Origin of the sequence: Arenimonas sp. (genome assembly GCF_035312645.1) — a bacterium.
Taxonomy (GTDB): Bacteria; Pseudomonadota; Gammaproteobacteria; order Xanthomonadales; family Xanthomonadaceae; genus Arenimonas.
Genome location: NZ_DATGBO010000142.1, coordinates 25,351 through 45,402, shown reverse-complemented (window position 1 = coordinate 45,402; position 20,052 = coordinate 25,351). Strand labels below are relative to the sequence as shown.

At 64.2% G+C, this 20,052-nt stretch carries 19 protein-coding genes and 1 pseudogene; 12 read left to right on the top strand and 8 right to left on the bottom strand.

Translation table 11 applies throughout. The annotated features are described in order from the left end of the window. Nucleotides 1–99: 99 nt before the first annotated feature. Both VKM35_RS13025 and VKM35_RS13020 read right to left on the bottom strand, forming a co-directional pair. Nucleotides 100–1,323, bottom strand: coding sequence for a TCR/Tet family MFS transporter (locus tag VKM35_RS13025; protein ID WP_324321502.1), 1,224 nt, complete (start codon nucleotides 1,321–1,323; stop codon nucleotides 100–102). An 83-nt stretch (nucleotides 1,324–1,406) separates the two neighbouring features. Beyond that, nucleotides 1,407–2,585, bottom strand: coding sequence for a class I SAM-dependent rRNA methyltransferase (locus tag VKM35_RS13020; protein ID WP_324321500.1), 1,179 nt, complete (start codon nucleotides 2,583–2,585; stop codon nucleotides 1,407–1,409). A 269-nt stretch (nucleotides 2,586–2,854) separates the two neighbouring features. Here VKM35_RS13020 and VKM35_RS13015 point away from each other — a divergent pair. Together VKM35_RS13015 and VKM35_RS13010 are read left to right on the top strand one after the other, a co-directional pair. Continuing rightward, nucleotides 2,855–3,607: pseudogene (locus VKM35_RS13015) on the top strand (rhomboid family intramembrane serine protease); the annotation flags it as partial. 103 nt (nucleotides 3,608–3,710) lie between these two features. After that, a complete protein-coding gene (locus VKM35_RS13010; protein WP_324321498.1) occupies nucleotides 3,711–4,886 on the top strand; it encodes a GGDEF domain-containing protein in 1,176 nt (391 codons plus the stop codon). A 49-nt stretch (nucleotides 4,887–4,935) separates the two neighbouring features. Here the strand turns inward: VKM35_RS13010 and VKM35_RS13005 are convergent, their stop codons facing one another. Together VKM35_RS13005 and VKM35_RS13000 are read right to left on the bottom strand one after the other, a co-directional pair. Next, a complete protein-coding gene (locus VKM35_RS13005) occupies nucleotides 4,936–5,562 on the bottom strand; it encodes a DUF2238 domain-containing protein (RefSeq protein WP_324321496.1) in 627 nt (208 codons plus the stop codon). Nucleotides 5,563–5,574: 12 nt separating this feature from the next. Beyond that, the gene (locus VKM35_RS13000) at nucleotides 5,575–6,054 is read right to left on the bottom strand and encodes an Lrp/AsnC family transcriptional regulator (RefSeq protein WP_324321494.1); all 480 of its coding nucleotides are present in this window, start codon (nucleotides 6,052–6,054) and stop codon (nucleotides 5,575–5,577) included. Between the two features lie 140 nt (nucleotides 6,055–6,194). Between VKM35_RS13000 and phhA the strand changes: the two genes are divergently transcribed. Both phhA and VKM35_RS12990 read left to right on the top strand, forming a co-directional pair. Beyond that, complete coding sequence (gene phhA, locus VKM35_RS12995) at nucleotides 6,195–7,082, top strand: phenylalanine 4-monooxygenase (RefSeq protein WP_324321492.1); 888 nt, start codon at nucleotides 6,195–6,197, stop codon at nucleotides 7,080–7,082. 93 nt (nucleotides 7,083–7,175) lie between these two features. After that, nucleotides 7,176–8,258, top strand: a complete 1,083-nt coding sequence (locus tag VKM35_RS12990; RefSeq protein ID WP_324321490.1) for a M23 family metallopeptidase — start codon at nucleotides 7,176–7,178, stop codon at nucleotides 8,256–8,258. A 73-nt stretch (nucleotides 8,259–8,331) separates the two neighbouring features. On the opposite strand, the gene VKM35_RS12985 is transcribed toward VKM35_RS12990, so the two are convergent. Together VKM35_RS12985 and VKM35_RS12980 are read right to left on the bottom strand one after the other, a co-directional pair. Continuing rightward, nucleotides 8,332–9,354: a hypothetical protein gene (locus VKM35_RS12985; protein ID WP_324321489.1), complete on the bottom strand. Its 1,023-nt coding sequence runs from the start codon at nucleotides 9,352–9,354 to the stop codon at nucleotides 8,332–8,334. A 70-nt stretch (nucleotides 9,355–9,424) separates the two neighbouring features. Beyond that, a complete protein-coding gene (locus tag VKM35_RS12980; protein WP_324321488.1) occupies nucleotides 9,425–10,132 on the bottom strand; it encodes a hypothetical protein in 708 nt (235 codons plus the stop codon). 142 nt (nucleotides 10,133–10,274) lie between these two features. On the opposite strand from VKM35_RS12980, the gene VKM35_RS12975 reads away from it, so the two are divergent. From VKM35_RS12975 to VKM35_RS12960, 4 genes are all read left to right on the top strand, one after another. Continuing rightward, on the top strand, nucleotides 10,275–11,411 hold the full coding sequence (locus tag VKM35_RS12975; RefSeq protein ID WP_324321487.1) for a sensor histidine kinase: 1,137 nt from the start codon (nucleotides 10,275–10,277) through the stop codon (nucleotides 11,409–11,411). Continuing rightward, nucleotides 11,408–12,046 (top strand): response regulator transcription factor, encoded by a 639-nt coding sequence (locus VKM35_RS12970; protein WP_324321485.1) that lies wholly within the window; start codon nucleotides 11,408–11,410, stop codon nucleotides 12,044–12,046. The genes VKM35_RS12975 and VKM35_RS12970 overlap by 4 nt, the downstream gene beginning before the upstream one ends. An 81-nt stretch (nucleotides 12,047–12,127) precedes the next feature. Then, nucleotides 12,128–13,156 (top strand): class 1 fructose-bisphosphatase, encoded by a 1,029-nt coding sequence (locus VKM35_RS12965; protein WP_324321483.1) that lies wholly within the window; start codon nucleotides 12,128–12,130, stop codon nucleotides 13,154–13,156. A gap of 79 nt (nucleotides 13,157–13,235) precedes the next feature. Further along, the gene (locus VKM35_RS12960; RefSeq protein WP_324321481.1) at nucleotides 13,236–13,940 is read left to right on the top strand and encodes a 2OG-Fe(II) oxygenase; all 705 of its coding nucleotides are present in this window, start codon (nucleotides 13,236–13,238) and stop codon (nucleotides 13,938–13,940) included. A gap of 5 nt (nucleotides 13,941–13,945) precedes the next feature. Here the strand turns inward: VKM35_RS12960 and VKM35_RS12955 are convergent, their stop codons facing one another. Beyond that, nucleotides 13,946–14,119: a hypothetical protein gene (locus VKM35_RS12955; protein WP_324321479.1), complete on the bottom strand. Its 174-nt coding sequence runs from the start codon at nucleotides 14,117–14,119 to the stop codon at nucleotides 13,946–13,948. Nucleotides 14,120–14,281: 162 nt separating this feature from the next. On the opposite strand from VKM35_RS12955, the gene VKM35_RS12950 reads away from it, so the two are divergent. From VKM35_RS12950 to VKM35_RS12935, 4 genes are all read left to right on the top strand, one after another. Next, nucleotides 14,282–14,536: a GlsB/YeaQ/YmgE family stress response membrane protein gene (locus VKM35_RS12950; RefSeq protein WP_324321478.1), complete on the top strand. Its 255-nt coding sequence runs from the start codon at nucleotides 14,282–14,284 to the stop codon at nucleotides 14,534–14,536. A gap of 89 nt (nucleotides 14,537–14,625) precedes the next feature. Then, the gene (cls, locus tag VKM35_RS12945; protein ID WP_324321477.1) at nucleotides 14,626–16,044 is read left to right on the top strand and encodes a cardiolipin synthase; all 1,419 of its coding nucleotides are present in this window, start codon (nucleotides 14,626–14,628) and stop codon (nucleotides 16,042–16,044) included. Nucleotides 16,045–16,081: 37 nt separating this feature from the next. Next, entirely contained in the window at nucleotides 16,082–16,351 is a 270-nt protein-coding gene (locus VKM35_RS12940; protein ID WP_324321475.1) for a hypothetical protein, read from the top strand. A 115-nt stretch (nucleotides 16,352–16,466) separates the two neighbouring features. Continuing rightward, complete coding sequence (locus tag VKM35_RS12935) at nucleotides 16,467–17,003, top strand: 4'-phosphopantetheinyl transferase family protein (RefSeq protein ID WP_324321474.1); 537 nt, start codon at nucleotides 16,467–16,469, stop codon at nucleotides 17,001–17,003. Between the two features lie 75 nt (nucleotides 17,004–17,078). Here the strand turns inward: VKM35_RS12935 and VKM35_RS12930 are convergent, their stop codons facing one another. Next, nucleotides 17,079–19,967, bottom strand: coding sequence for a diguanylate cyclase (locus VKM35_RS12930; protein WP_324321473.1), 2,889 nt, complete (start codon nucleotides 19,965–19,967; stop codon nucleotides 17,079–17,081). Between the last annotated feature and the right edge of the window lie 85 nt (nucleotides 19,968–20,052).

The window sequence follows — 20,052 nt, the reverse complement described above, 5'->3', positions numbered from 1 at the left end:
AATACACGGACGGCGGCTTCGGCCTCGGCGCGATCGGGTTGGTCGCTCATGCGGATCTCCTGTTCAATGTTGGATGCTACGCGCCACGAAGGTCATCGCCTACTCGCCGCGGGTGACGCGCCAGGCGACGAAGCCGCCGAGGCCGACGATCGCGCCGGCCAGCCAGAAGCCAGCCCCGGCGAATGCCATCGGCACCGACGCGGTCGCGACGCCGGCGAAAACACGCGTGAACAAGGTCGGGCCGAAAATACCGGCGATGCTGTTGAGGCTGCCGACCGCTCCCTGCAGTCGACCCTGCTCCTGCGCGGAAACGTGCCGGGTCATGATCGCCTGCGCGGCCGGGCCAGAAATGCCCCACAGCGCGGCGATCGGCATCGCCGCCCAGAACCAGTAACCGCCGGGCGCGAATCCGTACAGCGTGAAACCCAGCGCGCCGCAGGCCAGGCCGATCAGCAAGGTACGACGCTCGCCGAAGCGGGCGATGAAACGCTTGATCAGCCCACCCTGCACGATCACGGCCAGCACACCGACGAACGCGAGGGTGTTGCCAGCCATGCTCGAATCCCAGTGGAAGCGATAGTCGGCGTAGAGAACGAACGTGCTTGGATAAACCACATGCGCGAGTGCCATGAGGAAAAGGACGCTGGCCAAGCCGAACAGTTCCGGATGGCCGCGCAGCAGGCGCAACGACGCGAGCGGATTGGCCCTGGCCCAGGAAAACGCCGAGCGGCGCTCGGGCGGAAGCGATTCCGGCAACACGAACATGCCGTAGCAGAAATTGGTCAGGCTCAAACCGGCGGCGATCCAGAACGGCAGGCGCGGATGCACCACGCCCAACCAGCCGCCGATTGCCGGTGCGACCACGAAACCGATACCGAAAGCCATGCCGATCATGCCGAAGGCCTGCGCGCGCTTTTCCGGCGGTGTCACGTCGGCAAGATAGGCATTGGCTGTGCTGAAGCTGGCGGAAGTGATGCCGGAAATGATGCGGCCGAGAAACAGCAGCGGCAGGCTCTGCACCAGCGCCATGAAAAGAAAATCGACGCCGAGGCCAAGATTCGAAAGCAGGATCACCGGGCGTCGCCCGAAGTGATCGGACAGCGCGCCCTGGATCGGCGAGCAGACGAATTGCATCAGCATGAAGACGGTCGCGAACCAGCCATACCAGACCGCCGCTTTGGAGAAACTGCCGCCGAGGAAACCGGCGATCAGATGCGGCAGCACCGGAATGATCATTCCGAAGGCGAGGATGTCCAGCAGCACGGTGATGAAGATGAAAGCCAACGCGGCGCGGCGCGCGGGCTGGGCGACGGATTCGTCCACGGGCGATCCTGCAAAAGGGAGGCGGGAGTTTAGATGACTCCCTCTCCCCGTTCACGGGGAGAGGGCTGGGGTGAGGGGTGTTTTCAGTCCACGCGGCAGAAAACCGCCTTGAGGTAGCGGCTTTCCTTGACGTGCGCCATGAACGGATGATCGCCGCCGGCGCCGGACACCTTGAGGATCTGCACGGTGCGGCCGGCATAGAACGCAGCGCGGCGGATCATGTCGAGGAATTCTTCTTCGCTGACCAGGCCGGTGCACGAACAGGTCAGCAGGATGCCGCCCGGCCGGATCACCTGCATCGCCAGCTTGTTCATGTCGTTGTATTTTTTCAGCGCGTTGATCACTTCGTCGCGGTCGCGGGTGAGCTTGGCCGGGTCGAGGATGACGACGTCGAACAATTCCTTGCGCTGCTGCGCGTCGCGCAGGTACGGGAACAGATCGGCCTGCACGAATTTTATTTTCGCGTGGTTGAGTCGCGCGTTTTTCTCCGCGACCTCGAGGATTTCCTCGTCGAGATCGATCGCGATCACTTCCTCGGCTTCACCGCGCGCCTTGGCGTAGATCGCGAAACCGCCGGAATTGCAGCAGATGTCGAGGACGCGTTTGCCCTTGGTGAAACGGGCAAGAAATTCGCGGTTGTCGCGCTGGTCGGCGAAGAAACCGGTCTTGTGACCGCTGCCCGGGCTGGCGCGGAATTTCAGGCCGTACTCGGTGATTTCGCTGGGCGCCGGCGGCTCGGGCGAGCGGAAGTCGAAGCTTTCCTGCTTTTGCACGTGTTCTTCGGCGAAGCTGTAGAAACGACAGCCGGGGAAACATTCCTTGAGCGCGTTGTAGATCCACTCGCGATAACGGAACGCGCCGGCGGAGAAGAATTCGACCACCAGCAGGTCGCCGTAACGATCGACCACCAGGCCGGAAAGACCATCGCCTTCCGAATGCACGACGCGCCAGGCGTCGGTGACTTCGTCCAGGCGCAGCATCTCGCGACGTAACGCGACCGCAGCGCGGATCTTGCGCAGGAAAAAGGCCTCGTCGACCGCCTCCTCGAAATCCTCAGTCAATACGCGCAGGGCGATGCGCGAATGGCCGTTGTAAAAACCGCGCCCGACCCAGTGATTGGTGTTGTCGACGATGTCGACGATCGAACCGGGCTTGGGCTTGGCGACCGGCTTTTCCACCATTTTCTGGAAAATCCAGGGATGGTTGGAGCGGCGCTCGATCTTGAGGTGGACGACGGGGAGTTCGGCGGCGGGTGTGTTCATCGGAGCATTGTAACGGGTGGGGGTTTTTCGGCAGTGGTATGACGGTGGTTTTGGCCGATCCCGCGACGCCATTTGCTCCCGTCATCCCCGCGAAGGCGGGGATCCAGTGTCTTTTCCTTGGCTCGTCGAAAGGGTCAGAAATGGAAAGTCGCTGGATCCCCGCCTTCGCGGGGATGACAGGAAATATGCGGGCGGTCGCCAGCGAGCTGGCTCCTACGAGCGGGTGGGTTTGGGCTTGCCTTGGCGGCGGTGCGCCCCATCTTTGCATCATGGACACCACCGACTCCGAGCACGACCCCGAACTCTCTGCCGCGCCGACGGTGTTGGCGCGCTTCAAGCGCGCGCTTAACCTGAGCATGGCGGCTGTGATCGCGCTGGCGCTGATCTTCATCGCCCAGGGCGCGTTCGACCTCGACCGTTTCGCGATCCGGCCGCAGCAGCCGGCCGGCCTGATCGGCATCCTGTGCGCGCCGCTGCTGCATGGCTCGGTCGGACATCTGGCGGCGAATGCGCTGTCGCTGCTGATTCTCGGCACATTGGCCGGCACCGTGTTTCCGAAGGCGACGCTGCGGGCGCTGCCGGTGATCTGGCTGGGCTCGGGCCTGGGCACGTGGCTGATCGCCACCGAAGGCCTGCATCTGGGCGCGAGCGGCGTGATCCATGGTCTCGGCTTTCTGGTTTTCACGCTGGGCGTGCTGCGCCGCGACCGGCCGGCGATCGCCGCGGCGCTGATTGCGTTCTTCTTCTTCGGCGGCATGCTGATGACGGTGCTGCCACTGGAGCTGGGCGTGTCCTGGGAATACCACCTGTCGGGCGCGGTGATGGGCATTTTCGCCGGCATCGTCTGGCGCCGCGCCGACCCCGCGCCGCCGCGCCGCCGCTACAGCTGGGAAGACGAGGAAGAAGCGGCGCAGGCCGATCCGGAACTCGAGCCGCCCTCACCCGAAGACGTGCCCGTGCTCTGGCATCGCCCTTCGTCGGCGACCAGCGGTTCCGTGATTGAATTCCGGCGGACAAAGCGTGAATCTGTGACCGAGTTGGCGCCTGGCGCAGAAACCCCGGGCAGAAATGGCCCGGGAATTGCACCGGATTCCAACGAATCCTCCTGATTCGCAGGCGCGCCCGATGGGCTGGACGTTCGACATCCGCACTGCCCTGTTCCTCGGCGCGTTCCTGACGTTGCTGATCGGCGTGCTGTTGTTCCTGGTCCGGCGCAGCGTCGCGACCTCGCTGCAACCGAGCCTGCGCTGGTGGATCACCGGCACCGTGTTGTATCCGCTCGGCTTCACTCTGATCGGCCTGCATGGCGCGCTCAGCGAAATCTGGTCGGTGGTGTTTTCCAACCTGCTGATCGCCACCGCCTTCGCCTGCATGGCGATTGCGCTGCGCACCTTCAACGGCAGCCCGCAACGGCGCGCGCGCCTGTTCGTGATCGTCCTGCTGGTGCTGGCGGTCGCGAGCTATTTCAGTCTCGTGCATCCGGACACGCCGGCGCGCATCGGTTGGGTCTCGGGCCTGATGGCGGTGTTGCTGGGTAGCAGCGCGCGAGCGATCTACCGCCGCGGCCAACCGCTCAATGCCGTGGTGCACGTCACCGGGGTGTTGTTCGCTTTCAGCACGGTGATGATGATCGTGCGCGCCTGGTTGAATCTTTCCGGCCACGGCAGCGTGCAGAGCGTATTCGCGGTCACGCCAATGCAGATCGTCGCCTACGGCCTCGGCAGCCTGCTGCCGGTGGTCAGCACCGTCGGTTTCCTGCTGATGTGCACCGAGCGCAGCCACCAGGACCTGGCCTCGGCGGCGCGTCTGGATTACCTCACTGGCATCTGCAACCGCCGCGCCATCGACGACCTCGCTTCGCGCGCGATCGCCGCCGCACGCCGGCATGGCATGCCGATGGCGATGATGATCATCGATGTCGACCATTTCAAACGCATCAACGACGAGTTCGGCCACGAGGCCGGCGACCAGGCGCTGATCGAAACCGTGCGCCGCATTCGCGACAGTCTGCGCGCCGAAGACCTGGTCGGCCGTCTCGGCGGCGAGGAGTTTGTCGCGGTGATGCCCAATACCGATGGACAGAGTGCGCTCGCCGCCGCCGAACGCACCCGCCACGCGTTCGCGCATGCGCCGATGCAGATTTCCGGCGGCAGCATCGCGGTGACGGTATCGGTGGGCGTGGCGGTGTTGATGGCCGAAGACCTGCAGTTTTCGCACCTGCTACGCCGCGCTGACCGCGCCATGTACGCCGCGAAAGCCGCCGGCCGCAACCGCGTGATGCTGGACCTGGTCACGCCCTGATCGCGTGCCTGTCGCCGCGATTCCGCGCCGCGACGAAGCCATCAGCGCATCAGCGCAATCCAAGCTGACGATCGTGCAGTCGCGCCCAGATCAGGGGCGACAGCAGCGCGCCGATCAGGCAGATGAACATGTCCCACTGCGTGTCCCAGACATCGCCCTGGGTCGCGAGAAACGCGTCGGCCTGGCCGCCCCAAAGCAGTGCCGACCACCATTCGATCATTTCGAAAAAAGCGCTGAATGCCAGGCAGGCGCAGGTGGCGAGTACGAACAGCCATTTCCCGCGCGGCAACGGACTGGTGCGCAGCAGCAGTTCCCGCACCAGCACAGCGGGCACGAACCCCTGCATGAAATGCCCGAGGCGATCGTAGTGGTTGCGGGAAAGATCGAAGGCTTGTTTTGCCCATAGACCCAGCGGCGTCTCTGCGTAGGTGTAGTGGCCGCCGTACATCAGCACCAGCGCATGGATCGCCAGCAACCAGCACAGCAGTCGCGTCAGCGGAAAACGCGGCCAGGTCCAGATCAGCAGGGGCAGCGCGAGCAGGATCCAGAAGATTTCCAGCAGCCAGGTCAGGCGGTCGGCGCAGCCGATGAAGGACAGCAGCAGCGCCGCGATCACGCCGCAGAACAGCAGGCGTCCTTCGCCGCGTCCCGGCGTTGTCAGTGCGGTCGTTGTCATCGCCATTCCTTGTCAGGCCAGGTGATCGAGCGCGAGCCGGCGCGTCTGCTTGACCGCGCGCAACACGAAACTGGAATTGACGTCGGCGACGCCGCTGCCGTTGAGCAGGCGATCGAGCAGGAAGCGCGAAAAGTGATCGAGATCGCGCACCACCACCTGCAGCAGATAGTCCATGTCGCCGGTGAGAGCGTGGCAGGCGACGACTTCGTCCCAGGCATTCACGCGCTGACTGAAATCGGTGATCGCATCGGCATCGTGCCGCGCCAGTTGTACACGCACGAACGCCTGCAGGCCGAGACCGACCCGGGCCGGGTCGACCAGCGCGGCGTAGCCGGCGATCACGCCGCCCTCTTCCAGCCGCTGTACCCGCCGCAGGCAGGCCGATGCCGAGAGGTTGATGCGCTCGGCGAGGTCGCTGTTGCTGATCCGGCCCTCGACCTGGAGTACGGCGAGCAGGGCGAGATCGGTGCGATCGAGGCGGAGTTCGCCCATATGTTGTGCCAATCCGCATAAATACCAATGATTATTGTGCATTTACCGCCGATCACCGCAAATTTGCAAGCCTGTTGCGCGGCGCAGGCGATATTCTTCGTCTGCTTGCGCTGATAGAAAACCTGCCCGAGAACCTTGCCATGTCCACCCCGCAGCGCGTCGAACATCAGCTCACCGACAAGGGCCATGTGCCGGTCTACACCACAGCGGTGGTCGAGCAGCCCTGGGACAGCTACACCGCCAGCGATCACGCGGTCTGGCGCACGCTGTTCCGGCGCCAGCGCGAGTTGCTGGTCGGCCGCGCCTGCCAGGAGTTCCTCGACAGCCAGGATGCGATGGGCATGGGCGAGGACGCGATCCCGAAATTCGCCGACCTCAATCGCCAGCTGCAGGCCCGGACCGGTTGGACGCTGATCGGCGTGCAGGGCCTGCTGCCGGAGCTGGATTTCTTCGAGCATCTGGCTAACCGGCGTTTCCCGGTGACGTGGTGGATCCGCAAGCCCGAACAACTCGACTACCTGAGCGAGCCGGATCTTTTCCACGACCTGTTCGGCCACGTGCCGCTGCTGATGAATCCGGTGTTCGCCGACTACATGCAGGCTTACGGTCTCGGCGGCGTCAAAGCGCATGGCATCGGCGCCGATGCGCTGGCGCAACTCACGCGCCTGTATTGGTACACGGTCGAGTTCGGCCTGATCGATACGCCCGACGGTCTGCGCATTTACGGTTCGGGCATCGTGAGTTCGAAAGGCGAGAGCCTCCACTGCCTGGAATCGGATGCGCCCAATCGCATCGGCTTCGACCTGCATCGGATCATGCGTACGCGCTATCGCATCGACACCTTTCAGAAAACCTATTTCGTGATCGACAGTTTCGAGCAGTTGATCAAAGCGACCGAGCCGGACTTCCGTCCGTATTACCAGCAGCTCGCCGAGCAGACGAGTTTTCCCGCCGGTGAGGTGCAATCGGACGACCGCGTTTTCCATCGCGGCAGCGGCGACGGCTGGCTTCTCGACGGCGACGTGTAGTTCGCAGGGGCGGCCATGGTCGCTCCTACGAAAAGCTGCAACCTTTCCCAAGCTGGCCGTCTCCATCCTCTCAATCCCCATTGAGAGATCGTCATGCGCTGTCTTTTTCTGCTCTGCCTGTTTTTTTCCGCCGCAGCGGCCCACGCCGATGCGCCTGCATTGGCGGTCGCGTTGTCGGCCAGCCCCGGACACATTTACGTCGAACGCCTGCCTGACGCGCAGGCGCTGAACTTCGATCTGCTGATCGACAATCGCAGCAGCGTCGCCCTCGATATCGACCGCGTGCAGCTCAGCGTCTACGACGCCGCGAATCATCTGCTGCTGCGTCGCTTCATCGATGGCAACGGCATTCGCCCGAGCATCGAAACCCTGGCCGGACACAGCATTCCTGCTGGCGCGAAGCTGACCGTGTTCAATCCGTTTGCGAGTCTGGACAAGGATCTTGCGATCGCGCGCCTGCACTACGACGTCGACCTGTCCAATGCCGACGGCAGCCAATCGACGACGCGCAGTCTCGACGTGACGCCGATCGCCTACCGCAATGCCGACGATCTCGTCCTGCCTCTGCGCGGTCGCATCATCAACTACGACGGCCATGATCACCTCGCCCATCATCGTCGCTTCGATGTGCAGTTCGCACCGATCGCGGCGATGGGCTTCAAGAGCAATTTCATGCGCTACAGCTACGACTTCGTGCCGGTGAATGCCAGTGGCGAAATGTTCGCCGGCGATTTCAAGCGCAATGCCGACTGGTTCGGCTTCGGCCAGGATATCCGTGCGGTCGCCGATGGCATCGTGGTCGCGACGATGGGCACGCGGCCAGATGATCGCCACTTCGACCAGGCCGGCGTCGCCAGCGATCCGATGTCGCTGTTCGGCAACTACATCGTGATCGACCACGGCCATGGCGAGTTCGGCGTTTACGGCCATCTGCAACAGGGCAGCGTGCAGGTGAAGGTCGGCCAACACCTGCACCAGGGCGATGCGATCGCGAAGATCGGCGCTTCCGGTAGCGCGTTCTTTCCGCATCTGCATTTCGAATTGCAGGACGGCCCCGACACCCGCGCCGAAGGCCTGCCCTCGTATTTCAGCGGCTACTCGCGCGTTCTCGGCGAGACGAAAATCCCGCGGCAACAGGCGACCGTGGATACCGGCGAGATCGTCGAGGCGGATTGATCCCCGTAGGAGCCAGCTTGCTGGCGATCAAACTTGCCTGGAGTAGTTCGGAAAATCGCGGGAATGCCCGCTCCTACGGCTCCGCCGGCATATCCGGAAAACTTTCGGCGTAGTCGTTGAGTACGGCCTTGTCGAAATGTTCGCCGGTCTTGAGCGCCACGGTGATCGGCGGCCCCGGAGGGCAGGGCGCGCGGATGCACCAGCGCATTTCGCTGGCGCGGATCACGCGCATGTCGCCTTCGTGGAGCCAGCCGTAGACGCGATAGTCGCCGGGCGCCAGGTTTTCGATCCGGTATTCGTGCTGATCGACTGTCGTGCGTGTACAGGAAAATTGTTTTCCATCGCTACTGATCGCGCAGACATGCATCGGCGGTATGGCCTCGCTTGGGTATTGGATCTGTCCGGAAATCGACCCCGATCCAAGCACGCGCGATGCGTCGGTTTTCGGCGCCGCCGGTGGCGAGGGCTTTGCCGGTGGCTTCGTCGCCGCTGCGGTTGCTGTCGATGGCGCGTCCACCGCCACTGTGAGCACGCAGTCCAGCGTCGCCTGATTGACGTCTTTGCCATCGGCGAACACGAGGCGCTCGCCGTTGTGGCCGCCATGCGCGGCGAGATCGAGGAATTGCCGACCCTCGGCATCGCTGGAGATCGCGATCTTGGTCTCATCGGCCGCATCGCTCACCAGGCTGGCGCGGTCGCCTTGCACCTGCATGGACAGTCGATGCTCGCTCGCAGACTGCGTGAGGTCGAATTCGAAAATACGACGGCCATAAACCGACAGAGGCTCGGCCGGCGTGCAATGCAGCGCGGCATCGGACGAGGCGTCCTGGCCTTGGCAATGCAGGCGCGGATCAGCAAGAAGTTTTACCGCCTGTGTAGCTATCGGTTGCGCGAGCCGCGTCCGATCGTCGCATTGCAAAAAGGATTCCAGCCCGCCGCCGTCGATATCCGCGACAGCCACGCTGCTCGCCGCTGCCACGACGCTGGTCGATGCCGGCGGTGGCGCGGCGACGATCGCGGTCGTCGCGGTTGGCGGCGGCGCCGGCCCGCAGGCAGCGAGAAAAAGACCCAGCGAAACAAGCGTCGCGGTACGCATCGGCCATCTCCGGTCAGGATGATGGCGAATCTATCGCATGTCCTGACCGGCCGTCTCGCTGCCGATGCCTTCAGGCGAGCTTGCCGGCGGGCAGGGTCGCAGCGACAGGCCTGGGCAGATATTTGCGGCCAAGATAGATGCGCGCGGCGACTGCAGTGGCCAATGGTCCGAGCCAGGCAACGTTGTGCAGCAGCGGTCCATCCAGCATCGGCAACATCTTCGGCAGACCGATCGACAGGAAGGCGATATGCGTGGCGACGCCGTTGCCTATCATCCCGCCGAGGTGCTCCTTCAACCACCAGCGCGGATTGTCCGGCGCCTGGCGTGTGAAGCGCAGCATCGCGATGCCGCCGAGCACGCCGACGCTGGAGAACGCGATGAAGATCACCTGCGAATCCTGCGCAAGAAACAGCCCCATGCCGAGCACGACCAGGCCGCTGACGATATTGAGCGCGGCCAACGCCTTGTAGGCTGGTCCGGCGAAACGCGCCCAATCGCGCTTGTCGCGGATGGCGCGCCAGCTCGTCCACACCGAGGTCACGACAATGACCCACAGATACAGCAGGAAGACGCCACCGAGCTGGCTTTTCAGCACGAGGATGCGGATCGCCAGCGGCAATGCCGGCACCAGCAGCGCGACCATCGCCAGCAGATAGATCTTGCCGGCGCCTTTGTGCAGCGGACTGCCCTTGCGGGTCATGCCGCCAATCCAGAACGTGACCAGCGCGAGCACGCCGAGCAGACCATGCAGGGAGAGAAGCAGTTTGTACGCAGTCATGGCGGGCCTCCGGGAATTGACTGCAGATTCGCGCGCCATCGCGATGCGATCAGGTGCCGGGCGTCACCAAACCGAGGTGCCGGAAGTCACTTTCGTGCGCGCATGGCTTGAGCGCAGCGCGATGCGGGCACAAGCTAGCGGCATGTGGACACGCCTGCGCAACCTGATCGAGCCGATGAACGTCGCCGCCTACGTGGCCTGGCTGGCGATCGGCATGGAAATCTGGCGCTCGGCGCCGAGTGGTACCGGCGTGATCGCCGAGGCCTGGCTATGGCCGACCATCATCACGTTGCACGCGCTGGTGCTGCTGCTGTTTCTCGCCGGTGTCCTGCTGCCTTTGAGCGACAGCCAGCGCCGCGTGCTGATCTGGATCGAGGTCCTGCTGGCCCTGCTGATGATCGCCAGCGCGCGCTACACCGCGATCCCGGTGCTGCTGATCATCTCGATGGCGCAGAACGCGCAGCTTTATCGGCCGCGGCAACTCGCGCTGGTGTTCGTGCTGGTCAACTTGGCGATGTACCTGATCGTGCGTGCTTGGTGGCAGAGCCAGACGCCGCTGATCTTCCTGATGATCAACGCGAGCTTTCAGTTGTTCGCGATGATGACCAGCTGGTATGCGGTCACCGCTGAGCGCTCGCGCGATGCGTTGGTCGCGACCCACGCCGACCTGATCGCCACACGCAGCCTGCTGGCTGAATCGGCGCGCGATTCCGAGCGCCTGCGCCTGTCGCGGGAACTGCACGATGTCGCCGGCCACAAGCTCACCGCGCTCAAGCTCAACCTCAGCGTGCTCGCGCGTGATCCACGCTGGCAGGACAACGAGCCGGTGCGGCTGTGCGCGCAGCTCGCCGACGAATTGCTCGCCGATCTGCGCGGCGTCGTGCAGCAGATGCGACTGCACGATGGCATGGATCTGCGCGCCGCGCTGACCGGCCTGGCGGCGCCATTTCCGAAACCGCGCGCGCACCTGCAACTGGCCGAGGACGCGCGCGTCGCCGATATCGCCCAAGCCGAGGCGGTGCTGCGCACGGTGCAGGAAGCGCTGACCAATGCCGCGCGCCATGGCAACGCCGAGAACATCTGGATCGTGCTCGCGCGCAAGGACGGCTGTATCACTCTCGATATCCGCGACGATGGTCGTGGTAGCGGCGCGCTGCGCATCGGCAATGGTCTGTCGGGAATGCGCGAGCGTCTCGAAGCGATCGGCGGCGGCCTGCAGATCGAACGCGGTCCCGCTGGCGGTGTACAACTGTTGGCCTCGCTGCCGGTGCTGGCATGAGCACGGTGATCCGGCTGGCGCTGGCCGACGACCAGGCGCTGGTGCGCAGCGGACTGAAGGCGTTGCTGACGAGCTTCGACGCGTTGCAGGTCTGCGTCGAGGCCGCGGATGGCGAAGCCTTGCTTGCCGCGCTCGCTGACGAGCGCGTCGACGTGATCCTGTCGGACATCCGCATGCCCGGCACCGATGGTTTCGCGATGCTGGCGCGCCTGCGCGAACGCGGCGACGAGACGCCGGTGATCCTGCTCACCACCTTCGACGACAGCGAATTGCCGTTGCGCGCCAGCGCCGCGAAAGCCCAGGGCTTTCTGCTCAAGGATGCCTCGCCCGAGGACTTGTTCGACGCGATCACCCGCGTCGCACGCGGCGAAACCCTGCTCGCGCCGGTTGCCACCGATCCAGTGCGCGCGCGTTACGCCTTCCGCGACCAAAGCCCGCCCACCGACACCTTCAACGAACGCGAAGTCGCCATCCTGCGCCTGCTCGCCGGCGGTTATTCCAATCGCGAAATCGCCACGGCGGTATTCCTGTCCGAAGGCACGGTGAAGAATTACGTCTCCGACATCCTCGACAAACTCGGCACCCGCGACCGCACCCGCGCCGTGCTCAAGGCGATCACCCTGCAGATCATCTGAGGTCGCTGGCGCTGCGCGCGGGTCAGGACCATGCGCGGAGCGCACGCTACACTATCGCCCTCCCGACCCGACGAGGCGTGCATGAAGCCCATCTCCCTGACCCGCTTCCTGATCCAGGAGCAACACGCCGGCCATATCAATGCCGACCTGCGCCTGCTGATCGAAGTCGTCGCCCGCGCCTGCAAGACGATTTCCAACGCAGTCGGCAAGGGCGCACTGGGCAGCGTGCTGGGCGAGGCCGGAACGCCGGAATCGGCGAGCGTGAACATCCAGGGTGAGGCACAGAAGAAACTCGACGTGCTCTCCAACGAAATCCTTCTGGAAGCGAACGAATGGGGCGGCCATCTCGCGGGTCTCGCTTCGGAGGAAATGGAACACTCGCATCCGATTCCGAACGCGTATCCGAAAGGCAATTACCTGCTGCTGTTCGATCCGCTGGACGGCAGCTCCAACATCGACGTGAACATTTCCGTCGGCACCATTTTTTCCGTGCTGCGTTGCCCGGACGGGATCACTGAGCCCGGCGACGAGCACTTCCTGCAACCGGGCACCGCCCAGGTCTGCGCCGGCTACACCACCTATGGCCCGAGCACGATGCTGGTGTTGACCGTCGGCCGCGGCACGCATGCATTCACGCTGGACCGCGAGCAGGGCAGCTTCATGCTGACCACGCGTGACCTGCAGATTCCGGTCGAGACGAAGGAATTCGCGATCAACATGTCCAACCAGCGTCACTGGGAAGCGCCGATGCAGCGTTACATCGCCGATCTTCTCGCCGGCAAAGACGGTCCGCGTGGCAAAGACTTCAACATGCGCTGGGTCGCCAGCATGGTCGCCGACGTGCATCGCATCCTCACCCGCGGCGGCATCTTCATCTATCCGCTGGATGCGAAGATGCGCGACAAGGGCGGCAAGCTGCGCCTGATGTACGAAGCCAACCCGATGAGTTTCCTGGTCGAACAGGCCGGCGGCGCGGCCAGCACCGGCCGCGGGCGCATGCTCGATGTCGTGCCGACCGGGCTGCATCAGCGTGTACCGGTGTTCATCGGTTCGAAGAACGAAGTGAACGCGGCGCTGCGTTATCACGCCGAGTTCGACGCGGGAAAGTGATCGCATTGGCGACAGGCGGCACGCGCCGTCACTGGCATCGGTTCGGTACTTCGATCGTTCCGTCGAAGAAGGGCGAAGCATGAATCAGCCGGATTTCATCGAAGTGTTCGAAAACGCGTTGTCGCCGGAGATCTGCCGGCAGCTGCTGGCGCATTTCGAGCGCAGCGGCCAGGCGAAGCCCGGTCGCGTTGGCAGCGGCGTGCTGCCCGAACTCAAGGACAGCCGCGACATCGGCATCAGTGGCAAACCGGAATGGCGCGAAGCCGAAGCGGCATTGAACGCGGCGATGTTCACCGGCTTGCTGGCGTATTTGCGCAAGTACCGCTACGTGCTGCTCGCGCCGCTGATGTTGCAGACTCGCGATGCGCGCAGCGGCACGCAACGCCGCCTGACGGAAGATGATTTCGACACGATGACCGATGCCGCGCTGTCCGATGTCGTGCGCTCGGTTCTGCGTCCGGGCGCGATCAACCTGCAGCGCTATACCGCCGATCAGGGCGGTTATCCGTACTGGCATTGCGAGTTGTATCCGAAAGACGCCAGCACCGAGACCTTGCATCGCACCTTGCTGTGGACGATCTATCTCAACGATGGCTTCGGCGAAGGCGAGACCGAATTTCTTTACCAGCAGCGCAAGATCGTGCCGAGGTCCGGCTCGCTGCTGATCGCGCCGACCGCCTTCACGCATACGCATCGCGGCAACCGTCCGCGCGGCGGCGACAAGTACATCGCCACCAGCTGGGTGCTATTCCAGCGCGCGGAAGCGCTGTTCGCCGAACGCTGAGCGGATTACTGCGGCTTGTCGCGCGAGCGTGTATGCGCCACGCCGGAAAGTATGCCGAGGCCGGCGACGACCACCGCGCCCACCACAATCCATTGCTGCGGGACGTTCATCAAATATGCGCCATAGATCAGGCCGCCGAGCACGACGAGCACGCCAACCAGGTAGAGGACGAAGGACATGGTGGACTCCGGGGGACAGCGCGGACGATTCCGGGCTGGTGTTGCATGGAATACGCCCCGACGCCTGAACGAAGTCGTCACCCGGCCTGAATTTGCGACCGTGCTAGGGTTGCGACTGGCTTCCAGCCGGAGGCCGGGACCACCACTTCGGAGAACACCAACATGTCGATTCAAGGCTTGCTCATCATCTTGCTTATCGGCGGCATCGCCGGCTGGCTGGCCGGTCTCATCATGAAGGGACGCGGCTTCGGCATCCTGGGCAACATCGTTGTCGGTATCGTCGGCGCATTCGTCGGCAGCTGGGTGCTGGGCATGCTCGGCATCGTCATTGCTGGCGGCATCGTCGGCGCGATCATCAACGCATTGATTGGCGCGTTGATCGTGTTGTTCCTGATCGGTCTGGTGAAACGCGCCTGATCGGCGATTCCATGGCCTGCGAACGGCGGCTACGGCCGCCGTTTCACTTTCCATCTTCGCAACACCAGTGCTGTGGTTAGACTGACGCCATGAACGAGCTCTGGCATACCCTGCAACCGCATTTCAGCTACTGGCTTCCGCTGCTCTGGTTCGCCTATCTGATCGGCCTGGGCGGCTGGATCGTGCTGCAGAAACGCGAGCCGATCGCCACCGTGAGCTGGTTGTTGTCGCTGGCCCTGCTGCCGGTACTCGGTCTGCTGATCTACCATTTTTTCGGTCCGCAGCGGATCAAGCGCCAACGCCTCAAACGTCTGCGCGCGCGTTCGCTGCTCGGCGACGGCAAGGACCGCAAGGCATTATTTGCCGAGGGCAGCCCGCTGATGCGGCTGGCATTCGGCAGCAGCGGCTTTCCGCCGAGTCATTGCCAACACGTGCAGTTGCTGGTCGATGGTGGCGCGACCTACGACGCGTTGCTGGCGGCGATCGCCGCGGCCAGCCATCACGTGCATCTGGAGTACTACATCTTCGAGCCCGACCGCACCGGTACGCTGTTGCGTGATGCGCTGATCGAACGCGCGCGCGCCGGCGTGACAGTGCGGCTGTTGCTCGATGCGCTCGGGTCGTCGCATATCAGCGAGCGCTTTCTCGCGCCGCTGCGCGCGGCCGGTGTCGAGGTGGGATTTTTCCATCGCATCCGCTGGCGTCTGCGCGGCCTGTGGCAGCCGAAACTGAATCTGCGCAGCCATCGCAAGATCGTCATCGTCGATGGTCGCGTCGGTTTCACTGGCGGCATCAACATCACCGACGACGAGAACGAGCGCTTCAACGCGGCGGCCTATCACGACCTGCATCTGCGCATGGACGGCGAAGCGGTGCGTTGGCTGCAGCTGGCTTTTCTCGAAGACTGGACCTACGCCTGTTCGCGCGTGCCCAAGGACGAGGGCCTGTGGCCGGAACAGGATGCCGGCGCGATCGCCGCACAGGTATTGCCGGCTGGGCCGGACTCGCCATGGGAAACGATCCATCGCACCCTGCTCGCGGCGATCGGCCAGGCGAAGCGCCGCGTCTGGTTGGCAACGCCGTATTTCGTGCCTGGCGAAGCGGCGCGCATGGCGCTGACGTCGGCGGCGCTGCGCGGGCTTGATGTGCGCCTGCTGGTGCCCGAGCGCAGCGATTCGCGCCTGGTCACCGCCGCCGCGCGTTCGTATTTCGGCGAGTTGATGGCGGCTGGCGTGCGCGTGTTCGAGTATCCGCGGATGTTGCACACCAAGGCCTTGCTGGTCGACGACGATACCTGCGTGCTCGGCAGTTCGAATTTCGACAATCGTTCCTTCCGGCTCAATTTCGAACTGTGCGTATTGTTCGAGGACAAGGGTGTGGCCGGCGCGCTGGAAACGATCCTCGCCGGCGATCTGGAACGAGCCCGCGAAGTGCCGCATGACCGCGGGATCGGTCTTCCGCAGCGACTGGCCGAGGCCGTGGCCCGGCTGCTCTCGCCCTTGCTTTAGCGCTGGGCTAAACTCCCCCGCAACCACGAGGTGCCCCGTGCATTGGCTCTATCTCCTGATCGCGTTGATCCTGATGACCGTCATGTTCGTCATGCCCATGCCGGGCTGGTTGGCGATCGTCCTGTTGCTGGCCTCGCTGGGTTTCGGCCTCGCCTGGATCCTGGGTTGGCTGTCGACGCGCATTTCCAGCGGCGCGCGCAATGACGCGCAGATCCTTAGCCCCGAAGACCTGCGCCTGATGCGCGAACAGGCCGCGGCGCGCAAGCTCGCGGCGCAGTCGCCGGGCGAGCCCGACGACAGCGTCTGAGCCCTGGCCGGCGCTGATCGCAGCCCGGGCACCGGCTCTGGCTGCAGACGAGTTGCGGCTGGTCTGGTGGCCGGAAATTCCTTCAGCGCAACCGCGCCGGCAACGCATCGACCGGATGCTGCGGCAGACGCTCGCACCCTTGCTTGGATTGCCACCGGAACAATTATTGTTCGGCCGCGAAGCCAAGGGCCGGCCGTTTCTTCGCCACGCCGACGCGCCCGACTTCAATCTCAGCGATACCGGTGGTGGCAGTCTGATCGCGATTTGCCGCAGCGCGCGCGTCGGCGCCGATCTGGAGCGCGTCGATCGGCAACTGCCGTTCGCGCGTTTGAGCAAGCGCTGGTTTCATACCGACGAATCCGCAGCGCTGGCGGCGATGCCTTCCGAAGCCGCGCGCGCCGCTTTCCTGCGCCTGTGGACAGCCAAGGAAGCGAGCTGCAAATGTACGGGCACGGGGATTTTCGGATTTCTCGCGCCGTGGCGTTTCGATGCTGCCGAAGAAACGCCGACGCTGATCGCTGCGCCGGAAGATGCCGGTGCCTCGTCGCGCTGGTCGTTCCTGCGGATCGCGCCATCACCGGCGCATACCGCAGTGATCGCCTTGCGCGACGCCGGGCCGCTGCGGCTGAGCGGGTTTACGCTGTCGGAGTGATGGCGGGCGGCGCGTTTTTAGCGCAACTATTGCGGGAGCGTCGACACGCCACGGCGTAAATTTCTCGGCGCTGGCTCAGCGCGGCGGTGGCGGATCGGTATCGACTTCGACGCGATTGCGGCCGGCGCGCTTGGCCCGGTACAAGGCTGCGTCGGCGCGACGCAGCAAGCTGTTCGGCTCGCCCTGCACGCTGGGCACGAAGCCGGCGACGCCGATACTGACCGTGGTTTCGGTCACGTTGCGATGCATCGCTTCGCGTACGGCTTCGCCGCGGCGCTGCGCTTCTTCCAGATGCACGCCGGGCAGCATCAACGCGAATTCCTCGCCGCCATAACGCGATAGCAATTCGCGCTTGGGATCATGCAGCGATGCCAGGTGCTGGGCGATGGTGCGCAAAAGCACGTCGCCCTCGAGATGGCCGTGGGTATCGTTGTAGCGCTTGAAGTGATCGACGTCGATCATCAGCACCGACAGCGGCCGGCGCTGGTCGAGGCAACGATACCACTCGCGCTGCAGGCCCTGCTCCAGCGCACGACGATTGGCGACGCCGGTGAGCGCGTCTTCGGTGGCGAGTTCGGCGAGCTTGCGATTGACCGCTTCGAGCTCGAAGGTGCGGTCGGCGATACGCGCTTCGAGTTTGCGGTTGGTTTCCAGATAGCGCTGCGTGCGGCGACGGATGAACTCCTGCACCAGCAACGCGATCAGCGCGAGCAGGGCGATCGCACCGAGCAGGCGCACCCACCAGCGCTCATGCCATTGCGGCAACACGCGGTAGCGATAGCTGACCGGGCCGGCGGTGCGGCCATTGCGCGTGCGCGCCTCGACTTCCAGCACATAGTCGCCATGAGTGAGCGCGCGCACGTACAGGTCGCGATCGGTCCAGTCGCTCCAGCCGTCGGTGAACCCATGGATCTGGTAGCGGAACTGCAGGCCGCTATCCATGCTGACCATCGAGTAGCGGAAGTGCATGCGATAGCCCGATGGAACTTCGACTACCGAGCTCTGGCTGACGACGGGCAAATGCAAGGTGTCGCCATCCGGACCATCGGCGCTGACCTGTTCGAAACCCAGTTGCAGCGGTGCCGGCTCGGCTTCCTTCTGGCTGGGATCGAATTGCAGCAGACCACTCCAGGTGGAAATGCGCAGCGTGCCGTCGAGGTTGTAGCGGATGTTGCCGAAGCCGGACGTGCGCTGCGAAGGCAGGCGCACCTGCTGCCATTGCGATTTCGGCGTCGCGCGCAGCCACAGCTGTCGGCTGGTGTAGGCGTAAGTGCCGACCGGTGTTTCGGTGACGCTGAGTTCGCTAGGGCGATCGACGAGGGTGAATGGCGGGGCGACGTCGGCGGAAAATTTTTCGCCGTCGAAGCGGAAACCGCGCTCGCCGCTGATCACATGGATCCAGCCGTCGAGCTTGAACAGGCTGCTGCCGCTGGCGGGATCGAGCTCCAGACCCTCGCGTGCGCCGAACACTTCCTGCTTGATGCGCTCGCCTTCGTGATTGAAGGTCCAGCGTTGCGGGCCGCCGCGAGTGTCGCCGAACCAGATCTGGTCGCGGGCGACTTCCTGCAATCCCGCCGCGCTGGCACCGTCGAGCGAGATCTGTTTCGCGACATGCCACAGGCCAGCGACGCGCTGGAGAACGAACAGGCTGTTCTCGCTCAGGCCGTAGGCGCGGTCATGATCGAAGGTCGAGAGCGCGAGTTCGAACACGCCTTCCTGCTCGCCCTGGAACAGAATGCGCGTCTTTTGGCTGTTCTTGTCGAGCACGAACAGGCCGTTGCGATAACCCATCAGCAAACCGGAATCGGTGCCGGCGAGCGCAAACGCTTCGTAGTCGATGTGATGCGGCATTTCATTGCGGATAAGCCCATCCGGGGTCATCGACAATTTGATGAAGCCGCTGGTGGTCGCGACCCACAACGCGCCCTCGTACCATTCGAAATCCTGCACGGTGCCGCGGATGCCTTGTTCACTGCCCAAATGCGACCACGGCGACGGCAGCGACATGCGGATCAGATCGCCTTCGGTCGCCGCCCACAGCCCGCCTTCGCGATCGCTGCCCAAGGCCTGCACGCCATAGCTGCCGAGGTTGACGCGATCGCGCAGAGCGTAATCGGCGCCATAGCGGAATACTTCGCCATTCAAGGTGCCGACCACGAAACTGCCGTCGGCAAGAGGTAGCACGTCATAGGCGCGGGTATCGCGCAGTTCCACGCCGGCACTGTTGGGCAGCGGCGCGATGGTCTGGGCGTCGGCGCGATACAACCCCTGACTGCCGACCAGCAGGCGCCAGCCGGGTTTGCCGATCATGCCGGGCAACGCCTGGTCGGCGAACAGGGCGCCGCCGGGCTCGAGTTCGAAACGACCGTCGACGAAACGGCAGAATCCTTTTCCGGCGACGCGCGCATACAGCGTGTTGCCCTGGGTGTAGAAGCTGCGCACGTTGTCGGCCAACGGCCAGTGCTTGGCGTGACGGTGGTCGTAGCTGAGGAAGTGCAGGGCGTGCTCAGCGTGGAAATACACGCCCTCGCTGGTCGGGTGCACTTCCCAGATGATGCCAGTCTCGCGATCGTGGCCTTCGAGGCCGGACGCCGTCAGCAGTTGCTCGTAGTGGATTTGTCCATCGGCGCCGGTGGTCAGCCAACCGAAGCTGTCGAAGCTGCCGACGTAGATATGGCCGTCCTGACCGGTGGCGAGATCACGTCCTGCCGCCTTGCCGGGCAGGCTGATCAGGTTCCAGCTGTCGCCGTCGTAGCGCAGCACGCCTTCCGCGTTGCCGACGTAAAGACGGCCGTCGCGATCGGTGGCGATCGCGGTATGCCGTGGCGTCGCGTTGTAATCCTCGGGCAGGTAGCGTCGCAGCAACGGCACGCCGCTCAAGCCATCGGCCAGCACCAAAGGCGAGAGCAGCCAGAACAGCAGACAGAAAAGGGCGGGTTGTTTGCCGGCTTTTTGAGGGCGCATCCACGCAGTATGCGTCAGCGCTCCCGCACGGTAATGTGCCTGCCTGCACAAATCGCCGATGCTGCGGATCGCCTTCTGCGGTGTG